This is a genomic window from Paenibacillus sp. Soil522, from assembly GCF_001428245.1.
GTDB lineage: Bacteria > Bacillota > Bacilli > Paenibacillales > Paenibacillaceae > Pristimantibacillus.
In genome coordinates this window covers 31,693-47,532 of record NZ_LMRV01000045.1, presented here as the reverse complement: position 1 = coordinate 47,532, position 15,840 = coordinate 31,693, and the positions used below count along the sequence as shown (strand labels likewise).

The 15,840-nt window shown below is 50.3% G+C and carries 14 protein-coding genes; 2 read left to right on the top strand and 12 right to left on the bottom strand.

Annotated elements, in window-relative coordinates; genetic code table 11:
* Positions 1 to 110: 110 nt before the first annotated feature.
* From ASG81_RS15345 to ftsE, 3 genes are read right to left on the bottom strand one after another with little or no spacing between them, the layout of a single operon-like run.
* Positions 111 to 1,412, bottom strand: coding sequence for a murein hydrolase activator EnvC family protein (locus ASG81_RS15345; protein ID WP_235548889.1), 1,302 nt, complete (start codon positions 1,410 to 1,412; stop codon positions 111 to 113).
* 12 nt (positions 1,413 to 1,424) lie between these two features.
* A complete protein-coding gene (gene ftsX, locus ASG81_RS15340; protein WP_056635838.1) occupies positions 1,425 to 2,342 on the bottom strand; it encodes a permease-like cell division protein FtsX in 918 nt (305 codons plus the stop codon).
* On the bottom strand, positions 2,332 to 3,018 hold the full coding sequence (gene ftsE / locus ASG81_RS15335; protein ID WP_056635834.1) for a cell division ATP-binding protein FtsE: 687 nt from the start codon (positions 3,016 to 3,018) through the stop codon (positions 2,332 to 2,334). The genes ftsX and ftsE overlap by 11 nt, the downstream gene beginning before the upstream one ends.
* 203 nt (positions 3,019 to 3,221) lie before the next feature.
* Here ftsE and ASG81_RS15330 point away from each other — a divergent pair, with 203 nt between their 5' ends.
* Positions 3,222 to 4,673: a VanW family protein gene (locus ASG81_RS15330; RefSeq protein WP_162255031.1), complete on the top strand. Its 1,452-nt coding sequence runs from the start codon at positions 3,222 to 3,224 to the stop codon at positions 4,671 to 4,673.
* A gap of 123 nt (positions 4,674 to 4,796) precedes the next feature.
* Here ASG81_RS15330 and argH read toward each other — a convergent pair whose 3' ends face one another.
* The 7 genes from argH to argC form a co-directional block, all read right to left on the bottom strand.
* Complete coding sequence (gene argH, locus ASG81_RS15325) at positions 4,797 to 6,212, bottom strand: argininosuccinate lyase (protein WP_056635825.1); 1,416 nt, start codon at positions 6,210 to 6,212, stop codon at positions 4,797 to 4,799.
* Positions 6,213 to 6,238: 26 nt separating this feature from the next.
* A complete protein-coding gene (locus ASG81_RS15320; protein ID WP_056635822.1) occupies positions 6,239 to 7,468 on the bottom strand; it encodes an argininosuccinate synthase in 1,230 nt (409 codons plus the stop codon).
* A gap of 50 nt (positions 7,469 to 7,518) precedes the next feature.
* A complete protein-coding gene (argF, locus tag ASG81_RS15315; RefSeq protein WP_056635819.1) occupies positions 7,519 to 8,478 on the bottom strand; it encodes an ornithine carbamoyltransferase in 960 nt (319 codons plus the stop codon).
* Positions 8,479 to 8,523: 45 nt separating this feature from the next.
* On the bottom strand, positions 8,524 to 9,726 hold the full coding sequence (locus ASG81_RS15310) for an acetylornithine transaminase (RefSeq protein WP_056635815.1): 1,203 nt from the start codon (positions 9,724 to 9,726) through the stop codon (positions 8,524 to 8,526).
* A 5-nt stretch (positions 9,727 to 9,731) separates the two neighbouring features.
* The gene (gene argB, locus ASG81_RS15305) at positions 9,732 to 10,517 is read right to left on the bottom strand and encodes an acetylglutamate kinase (RefSeq protein WP_056635881.1); all 786 of its coding nucleotides are present in this window, start codon (positions 10,515 to 10,517) and stop codon (positions 9,732 to 9,734) included.
* Between the two features lie 51 nt (positions 10,518 to 10,568).
* The gene (gene argJ, locus ASG81_RS15300) at positions 10,569 to 11,810 is read right to left on the bottom strand and encodes a bifunctional ornithine acetyltransferase/N-acetylglutamate synthase (RefSeq protein WP_056635812.1); all 1,242 of its coding nucleotides are present in this window, start codon (positions 11,808 to 11,810) and stop codon (positions 10,569 to 10,571) included.
* Positions 11,811 to 11,878: 68 nt separating this feature from the next.
* Positions 11,879 to 12,928, bottom strand: a complete 1,050-nt coding sequence (gene argC, locus ASG81_RS15295) for an N-acetyl-gamma-glutamyl-phosphate reductase (RefSeq protein ID WP_056635809.1) — start codon at positions 12,926 to 12,928, stop codon at positions 11,879 to 11,881.
* A 372-nt stretch (positions 12,929 to 13,300) separates the two neighbouring features.
* Between argC and ASG81_RS15290 the strand changes: the two genes are divergently transcribed.
* Complete coding sequence (locus tag ASG81_RS15290) at positions 13,301 to 13,705, top strand: hypothetical protein (protein WP_056635808.1); 405 nt, start codon at positions 13,301 to 13,303, stop codon at positions 13,703 to 13,705.
* Positions 13,706 to 13,719: 14 nt separating this feature from the next.
* Here ASG81_RS15290 and ASG81_RS15285 read toward each other — a convergent pair whose 3' ends face one another.
* Together ASG81_RS15285 and prfB are read right to left on the bottom strand one after the other, a co-directional pair.
* Entirely contained in the window at positions 13,720 to 14,604 is an 885-nt protein-coding gene (locus ASG81_RS15285) for a YitT family protein (protein ID WP_056635805.1), read from the bottom strand.
* 98 nt (positions 14,605 to 14,702) lie between these two features.
* A protein-coding gene (gene prfB, locus ASG81_RS15280) for a peptide chain release factor 2 (protein WP_155971574.1) occupies positions 14,703 to 15,810 on the bottom strand; the annotation gives its coding sequence in 2 pieces (ribosomal slippage) (positions 14,703 to 15,737 and positions 15,739 to 15,810; 1,107 coding nt in all).
* Between the last annotated feature and the right edge of the window lie 30 nt (positions 15,811 to 15,840).

Sequence of the window (15,840 nt, the reverse complement as noted above, 5' to 3'; positions counted from 1 at the left end):
ATTATTTGTCTTATACGGTAAAGATGATCATTTCCTGATTTGCATGATCTCCTATTTCAAACAAGGCAGCCACATGGGCTGCCTCTAGATGTATGAGTATGAATGATTGCTTATTTTAAATAGCTGCTCGGGTTAACGGGCGTTTCGTTTTTACGCACTTCAAAATGCAAATGCGGCCCTGTCGAGTTGCCTGTGCTGCCTACCTCGGCAATTTTTTGGCCCCTCTTCACTGCTTCGCCTTTTTCAACCTTGATTCCGCCATTGCGAATATGTGCGTAAAGTGTCCACAATCCGTTGCCATGATCGATAATAACACAATTTCCGTAGGTGCTCCACGTTTGCGCGATGAGCACGACGCCATCCTCAGCCGCATAAATATCAGTGCCCTGCGGAGCGGCAAAATCTATACCCGTATGCGTATGCCTCTTGCCCGTAATGGGATGGATCCGCGTACCGAAGTTTGAGCTTATCCGGTAGCCGTCCTTGACCGGCAAGCCCAGCCTGCCGCCCGAGTATGGGTTCGAAATTCTATTTTTCTCCGCATTCAGCTTGGATACTTTCGCAGCGATTTCCATCAGCTGCTCCTCCTGCTCCTTGCTGATTCCCTCAAGCTCCTCCAGCGTGCTGTCAATATGCTCAAGCTCGCTGTCAATTTGCTGAAGCTTGCCGTCCAGCTGCTCGATATTGCTATTGTAGCTAGCAATCATCGTTTGCTTCTCTTCTTCCTTCTTCGCAAGATGAGCCTCATACAGCTCCAGCTTTTCATATATTTTCGACATTTCGGCAAACTGCTTCTCTACCTCTACCTTTTTGAGGGCGACCAGCTTCTTTTCCTCCCGCTGCTCTGCCAAAATATCGCGATCCTGCGACAGAATCGATTGGAGCGCATCGAAGCGATCGATAAAATCAGTAAAGCTTGTCGCACTGAGCAGCACGTCCATGTAAGAAACAAAACCGTTCGTATACATAAGGCGCATACGCGATTGCAAAAGCGCATCGCGCGTTTTTACCCGTTCCTCTGCCTGTTCCAGCTCAAGACCAGTCTGAAGCAGCTCTTCTTCCTTGGCATCTCGCTGCGCAAGCGTCTTCGTTTTGGTAATAACGACATTATCGATCTCGGCCATTAAGTTCTCAATCGACTTTAGGGCTTCCGTCTTCTTATCCTCGATGTTTCCCTTTTCATTCTTCGCGCTTTGCGCCTGCTGGTGCGCATTTGCCGCCTGCCGCTTAGCATCTGCAGCCTGCTTCTCCGTTTTTGCGGCAAGCCTCTCCGCTTCCTTCATTTCCGCCTTTGCGGCCGCAATTTGTTTCTTGATATCGCTAAGGGATGCGGCTTCTCCGCCTGTCGGCTGCAATACAAACACTGTGAGCATCATCGTAACTGTGAATAGTAACCATTTTCTCTTCTTCACGTTCGCTTCCACCTACACTTTCAAATACTTTCGTATCGAAATCGTACTGCCCCATATGCCGATCAGTGATCCGAGTCCGATGAGAAGCGCCGCGGTCAGCAGGCCGGACTCCTCGATCGTGACGAGCTTAATCATCATGAGTGATAATTCCATTTGAGTAAACTTTACGAGCTGTGAATAACCGGCCAATACGGCTATCGTCGTAATAACCGAGCTAATGATGCCAATCATTGCGCCTTCAATGAAAAACGGCCAGCGAATGAAAGCGTTCGTTGCGCCAACCAGCTTCATAATGCCAATCTCGCGGCGTCTTGCGAGAATTGTCATTTTGATCGTGTTCGAGATGAGGAACATGGCAGTTACCGACAATCCGATGACGATGACAATCCCTATGTAACGGACAGCATTTGTAATTTTAAACAGCGTTTCGACCGTGCCTTGTCCATATTTGACTTTGGCAATCGGTATGAGCGCATCTGCTTTATTGATCGCTTCGATCTGCTTCGCTGCCGCTTCGATCGATTGCGGATCATAAACCTCTACCGTAAATGAATCGGGCAGTGGATTTTTTTCTTTTTCATAGCCATCTAGCAGATCCTTATTTTCATCGCCCAGGTTTTTACGCAGCAGCTCAAGCCCTTCCGCTTTGGACACAAACGTAACTTTGCTTACTTCGGTAAGATTACCGATTTTGTTCTGCAACTCCGTGATTTTCGCTTTATCGACATTCAGCTGGAGGAACACGCGAATTTGCACCTGGCTCTCAATTTGAGCGGCCATCTGGTTCACATTCATTGCAAGCAATAAAAACATGCCGAGAATGAACAAGGAAATAAAAATCGAGCTCATGGAAGCAAACGACATCCAGCCATTCCGAATGATGTTTTTGGCGCCTTCCCGGAGATGACGGAGTATGGTTCTAAGCTTCATAGCCGTACTCCCCTCTTACCTCATCACGAACGATATTGCCGTTCTCGATAGCAATGACGCGTTTACGCATGGAGTTGACGATATCTTTGTTGTGGGTGGCCATTACGATCGTTGCGCCGCGGAAATTAATTTCCTCGAGCAAGTTCATAATGCCAAGCGACGTTTCCGGGTCCAGGTTGCCCGTAGGCTCATCCGCTACAATGACGGATGGGTTATTTACGATCGCCCGCGCGATCGAGACCCGCTGCTGCTCGCCTCCCGACAGCTGAGCAGGCAGACTGGCATGCTTATGCTTCAGACCGACGAGATCAAGCACCTCCATCGTTCTCCTCTTGATCACACGGGACGGCGCTTCAATAACTTCCATGGCAAAGGCGACATTTTCATAGATCGTTAATTTAGGCAATAGTCTAAAGTCTTGAAATATAACGCCTATATTACGTCTAACAAACGGAATTTTGCGCGGCCTCAGCTTGCCTATATTAAATCCGTTGACTGAAATCTGTCCTTTTGTCGGTACTTCCTCGCGATAAATCAATTTCATAAATGTCGATTTTCCTGCACCCGACGGTCCTACTAAATAAACAAATTCATTGCGATCTATACGAACAGAGACGCCTCTTAACGCATGCGTTCCGTCGATGTACGTTTTCCATATGTCTTGCATCTCAATCACATTATCACATCCTGTTTATAGTCAGTAGTACTATTTCGACAGTTTGTGCTGAATTCCTTCATAAGGAGGTAGCTTTCCTCATTTTTCACAAATCTCATATTAAATTCATTTGTCGAATCGAGCTAAGACCGCGCAATAGACAAAATTTCACAACACGATGCATATACATGTAAGACTGTCTTGTTTTTAACATGCAGGAAGGAGTGATTCGTATCGTAAAACGTATACATATCAGCATTATCGTTATCGCTTCGCTGCTGCTCGTTGCAGCTGTCGGCTGGGGCTTTGTTATGAATTATGCGCTTCAAAAAACCGTCCCCTCAAAGGTTGATGCAGGCGGCATTTCAATCGGAGGCATGCCGGTAGACGATGCCTTGGAGCTGCTCGGGCAATATGAGAACTCACTGCTTCAGCGCACGATTACGATTCATGGCACAGCTGCGGCCAGTGACAGCAAGCAGTGGACCGTTGCAGTGCTTGGCTATAAGGCGGAATTTAAAGGCGCGCGCGAAGCCTTATTAAGGCTTAGCACCGGTGATATTTGGGAACGAGCTGTCTACCGCTATCAATTTCAAAAAAAATACGAGCTAACGCAAGTCTGGAATCATGATGCCTTTGATGCCGCCCTTCGAAAGCAGTGGAGCTGGATTGAAAAAAACGAAACTAAAAATGCTGCGCGCATCATAACAGCTGATGATGAGGTGATTTATGAGCCTCATGTTGACGCTTATCGCTTGGATACCGGAAAGCTATTGGATGAGGTTGATGATTGGGTTGTACTGGAGAAAGAACAAATTGGTTCACCTGTGGAGAAGGCTTTGGATGCTAAGCTTCCGGTTACCGCCATTCACCCCGAGGTGACGCTTGAGAAGCTCAAGGACGAGGGCATCGAGCGTAAAATTATTTCGTTTTCCACAGAATTCCGGACGAGCGCTGAAGGGCGTGCCCATAACATAACCGTGACCGCTGAGGCGCTAAATGATTGGGAGCTGGCGCAGGATGAAGTATTCGACTACAGCAAGCTTATCGCAAGGGCGGAAGAATTATATGACTACCGCGAGGCACCGGTTATTTTGAACGGAAAGCTTGTTCCTGGAATCGGCGGCGGGATTTGCCAAGTATCGAGCACCCTTTATAACGCGGTACTGCGCTCCGGCTTAGAAATCGTGGAACGACGCAACCATTCCTTGCCCGTTGCTTATTTGCCTATCGGCCAGGATGCCACTTATGCGGGGGGCGCCATTAACTTCCGGTTTAAAAACACGACAGGCAAGCATCTCCTTATCCGCACCGTCGTGGCGGACCGAAAGCTCACGATCAAGCTTTTCGGAACGATGAACACGAACGAACGCTACGAAATCGAGTCTACGACGCTCAAAACGATTGCTCCAGCGGTTCAGGTTATAAGCAATGCGAGTTTATCGCCCGGCCAACAGGTTCCCGTAGAGACGGGCAAGCAGGGCTATGTCGTCGATACTTACCGAACGCTTTTTCGTGACGGAAATGAGGTGTCGCGCGAACGTGTATCGCGAGATACGTACAAGGCACAGCCTATCGTAATCGAGGTTGGCCCGATGAAGGACGGAAGCGGCCCGTCTGCAACGCCGACTCCTCCGCCGAGCACCACAGAGCCGCTGCTTGAGGATGGGGTTTAATGATCGGCCATTAGGCGTAGTCAGTATTATTGCCGCAAAAAAAAGCAGTTCAGCGGATTGCCTCAAGAGGCTCCGCTGAACTGCTTTTTCATTTAAAGGCAGCCCCCTGGGAAGCTGCATTCCTTATCTGCTGCGCTCAAGATATTCGGTTACCCATGCAGCTGTTTGCTCTAATGCCAGTTCTGCACGTCCGATTGCATCTTGTACTTGTATTTTTGCCGTACCGCCGTAAACATTACGCGCATTAACAACCTGCTCTGGCTGCAGCACCGTATAAATGCGGTCATCGAATAGCGACGAGAACTGCTTGAACTCCTCCAGCGTCAGGTCCAGCAAGTATTTGTTTTGCTCGATGCAGTACAATACCGTTTTGCCGATTACCTCATGCGCTTGGCGGAAAGGCAAGCCTTTGCCGACCAGGAAGTCCGCAATATCCGTTGCGTTCGAGAAATCCTGATTAACCGCTTGACGCATCCGATCCTTGTTCACCTTCATCGTTGCGATCATCGGCGCAAACAGCTGAAGCGCGCCTTGCAGCGTCTTCACCGTGTCGAACATGCCTTCTTTGTCTTCCTGCATGTCCTTGTTATAAGCAAGCGGCAATGATTTCAGCACCGTCAGCAGGCCGACAAGATCGCCGTAAACCCGTCCGGTTTTGCCGCGTACAAGCTCGGGCACATCCGGATTTTTCTTTTGCGGCATAATACTGCTTCCTGTGCAGAACGCATCATCCAGCTCGACAAAATGAAACTCCGTGCTCGACCATAGAATGAGCTCTTCGCTCAGCCGGGATAAATGCATCATGATGATTGATGCGTCAGCCAGAAATTCAACAATAAAATCACGATCGCTTACCGCGTCCAGACTATTCTCATAAACACGATCAAATTTCAGCTGGCTCGCAACAAAATGTCGGTCGATCGGGAACGTCGTTCCCGCGAGCGCGCCTGCCCCGAGCGGAAGCACATTAATGCGCTTGTAGCTGTCCTGCAGTCGCTCGATATCCCGGCCAAACATCGATACATACGCCATCAAATGGTGGGCGAACAGGATCGGCTGCGCCCGCTGCAAATGCGTATAGCCCGGCACAATCGTATCGATGTTCGCTTTGGCTTGCTCGATAAGCGCAGATTGCAGCTTGTAAAGCATATCAACGAACTCGACAACACGCTTGCGAAGCCACAAATGCATGTCCGTCGCCACTTGGTCGTTCCGGCTGCGGCCGGTATGCAGCTTGCCGCCTACAGATCCGACGTCATCGATCAGCGTCTTCTCAATATTCATATGAATATCTTCATCTCCGATGGAGAATTCGATATCGTCGCGCTTGATGCGCTGCAGGACGCGGTGTAAGCCGTCCTTAATTTTCTCAACGTCATCCGCAGGAAGTATGCCTTGCTTGCCGAGCATCGTTACATGCGCCAGGCTGCCTTGAATATCCTCTTCAGCTAGCTCCTTGTCGAACATGATCGATGCCGTGTATTCCTCTACCAACTGATCTGTTTTTTTCGTAAAACGACCGCCCCATAATTTACTCACTGGTTCGTCACACTCCCTTGTAAAACTTATTTATTGCTAACAGCAGAGGATACTTTCAGACGCAAAGCGTTTAGACGGATGAAGCCTGTCGCATCGCCTTGATCGTATGCTTTCGACGGATCAGCTTCCATCGTTGCAATGTCAGGATTGTATAAGCTAACCGGGCTTTGAACGCCTGCTCCGATAACATTTCCTTTATAAAGCTTCAAGCGAACGACGCCGCTTACGTTCTTTTGCGATTCGGTAACAAGTGCCTGCAGGGCAAGGCGTTCCGGCGCAAACCAGAAGCCGTTGTATACGAGCTGGCTATATTTTGCGATCAAGGAGTCACGAAGATGCATAACCTCGCGGTCCATCGTCAAGGATTCCATTTTGCGGTGAGCCATGAACAAAATCGTTCCGCCCGGTGTTTCGTATACGCCGCGGCTCTTCATGCCGACGAAACGGTTCTCTACCATATCAACGCGTCCGATGCCATGCTTGCCGCCAAGCTCGTTGAGCGTGTCCATTACTTCAAGCGGGCTAAGCTCTTTGCCGTTAATAGCCGTACAATTGCCCTCTACAAAAGTAAGCTCCACATATTCCGCTTTGTCCGGCGCATTCTCAGGAGATACGCTCAGCACATACATGCTTTCATTTTCTTCGGAGCTTGGATCGAACCATGGATCTTCCAGCATGCCGCTCTCAAAGCTGATATGCAGCAGGTTGCGGTCGGTCGAATAAGGCTTCGCCGCAGATGCGGTAACCGGAATGTTATGCTTTTCGGCGTAGGCGATCATTTCTGCACGGCCCGGGAATTCCTCACGGAATGCTTCAAGGCGCCAAGGTGCGATAACGCCAATCTCAGGAGCCAGTGCAGCAGCAGTCAGCTCGAAACGAACCTGATCATTGCCTTTGCCTGTTGCGCCATGCGCAATATAAGCCGCGCCCTCTGCACGGGCGATATCGACCATACGCTTAGCGATAAGCGGACGGGCGATCGAGGTGCCGAGCAAGTATTGCCCTTCATAAAGCGTTCCCGCTTGGAACATCGGGTAGATGAAATCTTTGGCGAACTCATCGCGAAGATCGTCGATGTATACTTTGGAAGCGCCTGTTGCCAGTGCTTTCGCTTCCAAGCCGTCCAGCTCGTCCTTTTGTCCGATATCCGCCGTGAAAGCGATAATTTCAGCGTCATAAGTTTCTTTCAACCATTTGAGGATAACCGAAGTGTCAAGCCCGCCGGAGTAGGCGAGCACGATTTTTTCTTTTGCCATAGTAGTATTTACTTCCCTTCGAATGAATTCATATATTTGAAGCGATTAAGCTAGGACATAATTGCAGCCATAATCGCTTTTTGCGCATGGAGCCGATTTTCAGCCTGATCAAAAATAATCGAACGGTCGCCGTCGATCACTCCCTCGCTCACTTCTTCGCCGCGGTGCGCCGGCAAGCAGTGCATGAACAGGTAGTCCTTCTTCGCGTATTTCGTTAAAGCCTCGTTCACCTGGTAATCGGCAAAAGCAATCTCGCGTTCCTTCTGCTCCGCTTCCTGGCCCATGCTCGCCCATACGTCGGTGTACACGATATCGGCATCCGCAATCGCTTCCTTCGGGTCGCGGCAAATGTGGATTTTCGAGCCTGTCTCGGCAGCATGATCCTTCGTTTGCTTAATAATATCCGAATCCGGCTCATAGCCCTCCGGCGTCGCTACGGACATATGAAGACCAAGCTTAGCTGCGCCCATAAGCAGGGAATGCGTCATATTGTTGCCGTCACCGATGTAGGCGATTTTCAAGCCTTCCAGACGGCCTTTCTTCTCGAGAATCGTTTGATAATCTGCAAGAGCTTGGCATGGATGCGACAGATCCGTTAATCCGTTAATGACCGGAATCGTTGCTCCACGAGCCAGCTCAACCACTTTGCGATGTGCGAATGTACGTATCATAATGCCGTCTAAATAACGGGACAACGTCTGAGCTGTATCCCAGATCGTCTCGCCGCGGCCGATTTGCAGATCATTCCCGCTAAGGAACAGCCCTTGTCCGCCGAGCTGATACATCCCGACTTCGAAAGAAACGCGTGTCCGTGTCGAGGACTTTTCGAAAATCATGCCAAGCGTCTTACCCTTTAGCACATGATGGGTTTCGCCTGCTTTTTGTTTTTGCTTAAGATCAATGGCGAGGTCGATCAAGTGACGGATTTCCTCCGGCTTGAAATCAACCAGCATTAGAAAGTCGCGCCCCTTTAAGCTTTGCGCCAATTCCTCTTTTACCGTTCCTTGCATGTTAAAGCCCTCCTCCAGGTTAATGCAATTTACTTTCTTATGTTGTTAAACGACAGTACGCTTCGCATCCAATAATTCCGCTAATATCGTAACAGCCGTGTCGATTTCATCATTTGTGACCAGTAAATTAGGCAGTAGACGGATCACGTTCGGCCCTGCCGAGATGACGATCAGACCGCGCTCCTGCGCCGAGGTCAAAATATCCGCAATCGGCTCCGCACATTCGATTCCGACGAGCAGACCAAGGCCGCGAACCTCACGGACAAAAGCATTCCCGGCCAGCTTCTCCCGAAGCTGCGACATTAAATACTCGCCCTGCTGCGCTGCGCGCTCGGACAAGCCTTCGCCCACAATGGTCTCAAGCGTCGCCTTTACGACTGCAGTCGCTATTGGCGTTCCGCCAAACGTCGAGCCGTGGCTGCCTGCGGTGAAGCCTTCGCGCAGCTTTTCCTTAGCTGCCATTGCGCCGACCGGGAATCCGCTTCCGAGGCCTTTGGCCATTGTGAAAATATCCGGCTCGATGCCGTAATGCTCATACGCGAACAGCTTGCCCGTTCGACCCATTCCGGTCTGAATCTCATCCGCAATAAGCAGGATGCCTTGCTTCTCGCACAATGCGACAAGTCCTTTCATGAAGGCCGGATCAACCGGATAAATGCCGCCCTCCGCCTGCACCATCTCCAGCATAATCGCTGCAGTCTGATCGGATACGGCCGCTTCAAGCGCAGCCAAATCGTTCAGCGGAACCGTTTTGAACCCTTCCGGCAGCGGCGCAAAGCCTTCCTTCACCTTCGCTTGACCCGTTGCCGTAAGCGTCGCAAGCGTGCGTCCGTGGAACGATTGCTCGAATGTAATGATTTCAAAACGGCCGTTGTTCAGCACCTTCTGATTGTAACGGCGTGCCAGCTTCATTGCCGCTTCATTCGCCTCAGCGCCCGAATTGCAGAAAAATACCGCATCCGCGCAGCTGTTATCTGTAATGAGCTTCCCCGCATCCGCTTGGTTCGGGATATGAAACAGGTTGGATACATGCCATAGCTCATCCAGCTGCTTAATTAAAGCCGCTTTGATTTGTTTAGGAGCATGCCCGAGATTCGTGACGGCAATTCCGCTCATGAAATCAAGGTATTTATTTCCTTTATCATCCCATAGCCAGCTTCCGTCACCCTTTACCAAAGTGATCGGATATCTTGCATAGGTAGGAAACAAAGATTGGTCAACAGCAGCCGCTGTTTTTGTCTCATTCATCGACCCTACACCCGCCCTTCATTCGTTTGAACAATTCGTGTACCGACGCCGCCCTCGCGGACAGCTCTTGTCAGCACGCCCGGCTCCTCGCCGCTTACAATCACAACCTCGCGCACACGCCCCTGTATGCACTGAATGGCTGCGCGTACTTTCGGAATCATGCCGCCGTAGATTTCACCGCTCGCGATCATCTCTTCGATTTCCGCTACGGACACAACCGGAAGCACCTGCTTCCGGTCATCCACCGTTTTCAAAATGCCCGGAACATCCGTTACGACGATCATTCGCTCCACGCCTAAATGCGATGCAACCGCGCCTGCCGCTGTATCCGCATTAATATTGTAGCGCTGGCCTTGATCGTCAATCCCGATTGGAGCAATGACTGGAATATAGCCCATAGCCATCACACCTTCGATAATCGCAGCATTCACATCCGTAACGTCGCCTACGAAGCCGATCTCATCGGCATTCGCAACAGGCTGAGCCTGAATGAGTTTTCCGTCAACGCCCGATAGGCCGAGCGCCTTCGCGCCGTTGATTTGAATTTTACGAACGATTTCTTTATTTATACGACCCGCAAGCACCATCTCGACTACATCAAGCACCGCATCATTCGTTATGCGCAGGCCATTCACGAACCCCGTCTTGATGCCGAGCTTGCCTAGCGTCTCTGATATGGCCGGACCGCCGCCATGGACGATGACCGGGAGAACGCCAGAGAGCTGCAGCTCCCGCAGTTCGTCAAAAAAGCTGTTTGGAAGCGCCGCTAACGTGCTGCCTCCGCATTTCATTACAAATCGTTGCTCCGCCACTTTTCCATACCCTCCAAGCGTCTACTTTGCTTACGTCCGATATGCCGCATTAATGCGGACATAATCATACGTCAAATCGCAGCCCCAAGCCGTTGCCTGTCCTTCGCCATTATGTAAGTCAACACGAATTACAACGGTATCGCCTTTTAAATATTCCAAGGCTATCTCTTCATCAAATACGACAGGACGAGATTGCTCCAATGTCAAAATATCGCCAAGACGGATATCGACCGTCTCCGGATTAACAGGCTGGCCTGCACGGCCAACGGCCGCGATAATACGGCCCCAGTTCGCGTCCGCTCCGAACACGGCAGACTTCACGAGCGACGATCCGATAACCGTCTTCGCGATTGCTTGCGCGGAGTCGTCGCTTACTGCTCCGTTTACCTGCACCTCAACGAGCTTGGTCGCGCCTTCGCCATCACGGGCGATTGCTTTTGCGAGTACCTCGCACACATGACGGACCGCTGCGGCGAATGCTGCCCAGCCCTCATGCCCTGCTGTCAGCTCTCGGTTGCCCGCAAGTCCGCTCGCCATAGCTACAAGCATATCGTTCGTGCTCGTATCGCCGTCAACCGTAATCATATTGAAAGTCAGATCCGTCGACTGGCGCAGCACTTGCTGAAGCGCCTCGCTGCCTATTGCCGCGTCCGTCGTGACGAATCCGAGCATTGTCGCCATATTCGGATGGATCATGCCTGAGCCCTTCGCTGCACCCGCTACATAAACGGGCTTACCATCCAGCTCAATCTCGACGCATACCATCTTCTGAACCAAATCCGTCGTCAGAATCGCTTGGCAAAAATCATCCGCCCCTTCACGGTTGCTATCCAGCTTAGCCGGTAGACCGTCGATGCCGGCGCGTACTTTGTCCATTTTCAGAAGCTCGCCGATCACGCCCGTCGATGCAACCGCTACTTGATCTGCTGATACGCCAATCGACTCCGCGAATCTTGCTCTCATTTCGTATGCGTCTGCCTCTCCTTGCTTGCCTGTGCAGGCATTCGCATTTCCGCTGTTCACGAGTACTGCGCGCAGCAGTCCGCCCGAGCCGATGCTCTCACGCGTTACTTGAAGCGGCGCAGCCTGAAACACGTTCGTCGTATAAACGCCCGCTGCCGCGGCTGGAACTTCGCATACGATCGCGCCTAAATCATGACGAGTCGTTTTTTTGAGACCGCAGTGCAGTCCACCTGCTTTAAAGCCTTGGGGCGTTGTTATCGAGCCGTCCGCGACGACCGAGAACAAGGATGCCGTATTGTCCTGTCCCATCGTAAAATCGTATCTCCTTCACCTGTATGAGTATTGATAATAAGATCAAAAGAAATCTTTCTTTTATTTTACGGATAAACGGGAACGAATTGCAGTCCAAGCGTCTCGTCCCAGCCCATCATTAAGTTCAAGTTTTGAATCGCTTGACCCGCTGCGCCTTTAACCAGGTTGTCGATTACGGAAACTATGGTTATACGGCCAGTACGCTCATCGGCTGCAAAGCCGATATCGCAATAATTGGAGCCCCATACTTCCTTCGTAGACGGCCATTGTCCTTCCGGACGAATCCGTACAAACTTGCGTCCTTCATAATAGGAGCGATATAGATCGATAAAATTTCCCGTGCTTCGCTCGCCTTGAATAGTCGCGTACATCGTGGACATAATGCCGCGCGTCATTGGCACGAGATGTGTCGTAAAGGTCGTCACGACAGGCTTATTAGCCACTGCGGACAGCACCATTTCGATTTCTGGAATATGTTGATGTTTATTTAGTTTATAAGCTTTGAGGTTTTCATTAAGCTCCGAATAGTGAGTGCCCAGCGAAGCGCCGCGCCCAGCACCGGAAACGCCCGATTTGGCATCAATAATAATCGTCGACGGATCGATCCAGCCCTCTTTAACCGCCGGAATAAGCCCAAGCAGCGTCGCAGTCGGGTAGCAGCCCGGATTAGAAATAAACGGAGCATCCGGCACTTGATCTCCGTATATTTCTGCCAGTCCAAATACGGCTTGCTCTAAATAAGCTTCATCCGCAGCAGGCTTCTTATACCACTGCTCATATAGAGCAGGCGATTTCAACCGGAAGTCCCCGGAAAGATCAATAATTTTCAAGCCGGCCTCAAGCAAGGAGGGAACCAGCTTAGAAGCTACACCGGCAGGCGTAGCTAGAAACACGACATCTGCCTTCGCTTTAATAGAAGCAGGCTCGACATCATCGAGCAGCTCCTCGCGGATGCCCGATAAATGCGGATAACCATCCGTAATCGGCGTACCTGCGCTGGATGACGAAATGACCGATGTCACCTCTGCCAGCGGATGGGATGCGAGCATTCGAATGAGCTCTACACCGCCGTAGCCGGTTGAACCGATAATCGCTATTTTCACCTTTGTGCTCATGTTAATCTCTCCCCGAAACTAGATGCTGCGCGCTGAGTTCGCCCCTTTCGGACGAGTGCGCTGCAGCTCCATCTATTGCTCTTTCCGCATGCGGAAAGGTTGTCTTCTTCCTCAACTTATAATTGTACAACATTCGACTGTTGATGGAAATACTCACATCGTTTCGTATTATTATACAATCGAATTTATATTAATACAATGAACAATTGATGACTTCTCGCTCCTGCAACGTCTAATAATAAGAGAACAAATGTTCTCATTTTATAATATCATAGAAACATGATGCATGGTATACTATTTGCAAACAGAGAAACAAGAACGGCGAGAAAGCCAACAGATACTTCATCCTTAAAGAACGGAAGAGATGACAGGATGGACGGACAAATTTTGCAGCAAATACTGAAAAAGTTGGATTCAATCGAAGGCGAACAAAGGGAAATGAAACAAATTCTCGGGAAGCTGGATTCCATTGAAAACGAACAGGCGGGAATGAGTCATAAGCTCCAATCTATCGAAGACGAGCAAAAGGATATGAAACGGGAGCAGCAAACAACGAACCAGCGGCTGCGCAAAATCGAGTCCTTGGTCGTTGATATCCCCTTGGTTCGTCAAGCCGCGCTGGAAACACTGGATGTTTCTAAGCGATTGGAGTCCGCTCAAGTAAGCTTAGAGCGCAAGGTAGCTTCTCAACTGCATACGCATGAGTTTGGAATCGATATTTTGAACCGAGAGCAGTTAAGCGTAAAAACAGAAATTGAAAAACTTAAACGAAAATAAGAACAAGGATTTAATCAACCCTCCAGCTTAAACCCTTGCCCGAGCACCTCTGCCGTGTTGCTAATGATAACAAATGCGCCCGGGTCGATAGCCCGCACTAATTGCTTCAGCTTCGTCACCTCATTCTGCCCAACGACCACCATTAGCACCGTACGACCCGCTCCTGTATATCCGCCGTGACCATCAAGCCTCGTCAAGCCGCGGTCCAAATCAGTTAAAATCGCTTCGGCTGCAGCCTCGGCATGGTCGCTTATGATGAAGGCCACTTTGGACAATTGAAGACCGCTTTGCACAAAATCAATCGTCTTGCTCGTCACAAATAACCCAATCAATGCGTACAGGGCAATCTCAGGCGAAATAATGATTCCAGCAGCCGCGATAACGCATCCATCAAAGCAAACGATTGCTAAGCTAAGCGGAAGTCCCGTATACCGATGTAAAATTTGAGCTGCTAAATCCACCCCGCCCGTAGATGCGCCTCCCCGAAAAACAAGACCAAGTCCGAGCCCTACTCCGATACCGCCATATATAGCCGCAAGAAGCGGATTATCGGTTGGCGACGGCCACCCATCCGTAAGCAGCACAAACAGCGGTAATATGATCGAGCCCAGCGCTGTTTTAACCGCAAACCGTTTGCCAAGCAGCCACAAGCCTACGATAAACAGCGGAATATTAATTGCCCATTGCGTGAGCGCCGGTGTAATGCCCGTCATTCTCTGCACGAGAATAGATACCCCGGCTATGCCGCCTGAAGCAATACCATTGGGCACCATGAACATATTGAAGCTAATCGCGACAATGATCGAGCCTATCAGGAGCTGGATGATGCTCCAAGCCGACTGTGCCCTCGGACTTAAGCTTCGCCCGCCCTTTCTCCGTTTCACCGTGCTTTTGTTCATGCCTTCAATCTCCTTATAAGCTAATTTTAGCAAAAAGAAGAGCCCCACACGCTGTCCGTGTTGGAACTCTTCCCCAAGTTTATGCATTTAACGCTAATTCAATCATGACGAATCTGATGCCGCAAATACCCATCGATAAAAGCATCAATATCGCCATCCATAACTGCGCCGACATTACCTGTCTCCACCGACGTGCGATGATCCTTCACCATAGAGTACGGATGGAAAACATAAGAACGAATTTGGCTGCCCCAGGCGATCTCGGATTGCTCGCCGCGAATTTCCGCCAAGTGCTTTATCTGCTCCTCAATCTTCTTCTCATACAGCTTGGAACGAAGCATTTTCATCGCCCGCTCCCGGTTCTGGATTTGCGAACGCTCCTGCTGGCAAGCGACCACGATTCCTGAAGGGATATGCGTAATTCGGATAGCAGACTCCGTCTTATTGACGTGCTGGCCGCCCGCTCCGCTCGCCCGGTACGTATCCACCTTCAAATCTTCAGTGCGAATCTCGATCTCGATACTATCGTCGATTTCCGGGACAACATCACAGGAAGCAAACGACGTATGACGACGGCCCGCGGAATCAAACGGAGATATGCGTACAAGCCTGTGCACGCCCTTCTCTGCCTTCAGATAACCGTAAGCATTGTAGCCTTTGATCAAAATGGTAACACTCTTAATCCCTGCCTCATCACCGGGCAAGTAATCGAGCAGCTCCACCTTGAAGCCGCTCTTCTCGGCCCAGCGCGTATACATCCGGTACAGCATCAGGCCCCAGTCCTGCGATTCCGTTCCGCCTGCGCCAGGATGCAGCTCGAGAATGGCATTGAGCTTATCGTAAGGCTGGTTAAGGAGAAGCTGAAGCTCGAAATCGCTCACCTTACGCACGAGCTTCTCAACGCCGCTCACGACATCCGCCTCAAGCGATTCGTCGCTTTCCTCTTCCGCGAGCTCGAGCATCATCTGAAGATCCTCCTGCTCGCTGTTTAGCCTATCGTAATGCTCGACAACCGACTTCACCGCATTTAGCTCAGAAATAACGCTTTGCGCTTTGTCGTTATCATCCCAGAAACCTTGGAACGTCATTTTCTCTTCGAAGTTAGCAATGATCTCCTGCTTGAGATCTAAGTCAAAGAGACCCCCTGAGCTCTTGGAGCCGCTTGGCCATTTCACGCAGGTCCTGTTTAACCGTTATGTCTATCATAGCTTCCGCTTCACCTCAAAATAGTTGTTC

Coding starts and splice junctions, on each gene's coding strand:
- ftsX (WP_056635838.1), bottom strand. CDS start 2,342: ATGAAGCTTAGAACCATACTCCGTCATCTCCGGGAAGGCGCCAAAAAC.
- ASG81_RS15320 (WP_056635822.1), bottom strand. CDS start 7,468: ATGGCAAAAGAAAAAATCGTGCTCGCCTACTCCGGCGGGCTTGACACT.
- argF (WP_056635819.1), bottom strand. CDS start 8,478: ATGCAAGGAACGGTAAAAGAGGAATTGGCGCAAAGCTTAAAGGGGCGC.
- ASG81_RS15310 (WP_056635815.1), bottom strand. CDS start 9,726: ATGAATGAGACAAAAACAGCGGCTGCTGTTGACCAATCTTTGTTTCCT.
- argB (WP_056635881.1), bottom strand. CDS start 10,517: ATGAAATGCGGAGGCAGCACGTTAGCGGCGCTTCCAAACAGCTTTTTT.
- argJ (WP_056635812.1), bottom strand. CDS start 11,810: ATGGGACAGGACAATACGGCATCCTTGTTCTCGGTCGTCGCGGACGGC.
- argC (WP_056635809.1), bottom strand. CDS start 12,928: ATGAGCACAAAGGTGAAAATAGCGATTATCGGTTCAACCGGCTACGGC.
- ASG81_RS15290 (WP_056635808.1), top strand. CDS start 13,301: ATGGACGGACAAATTTTGCAGCAAATACTGAAAAAGTTGGATTCAATC.
- ASG81_RS15285 (WP_056635805.1), bottom strand. CDS start 14,604: ATGAACAAAAGCACGGTGAAACGGAGAAAGGGCGGGCGAAGCTTAAGT.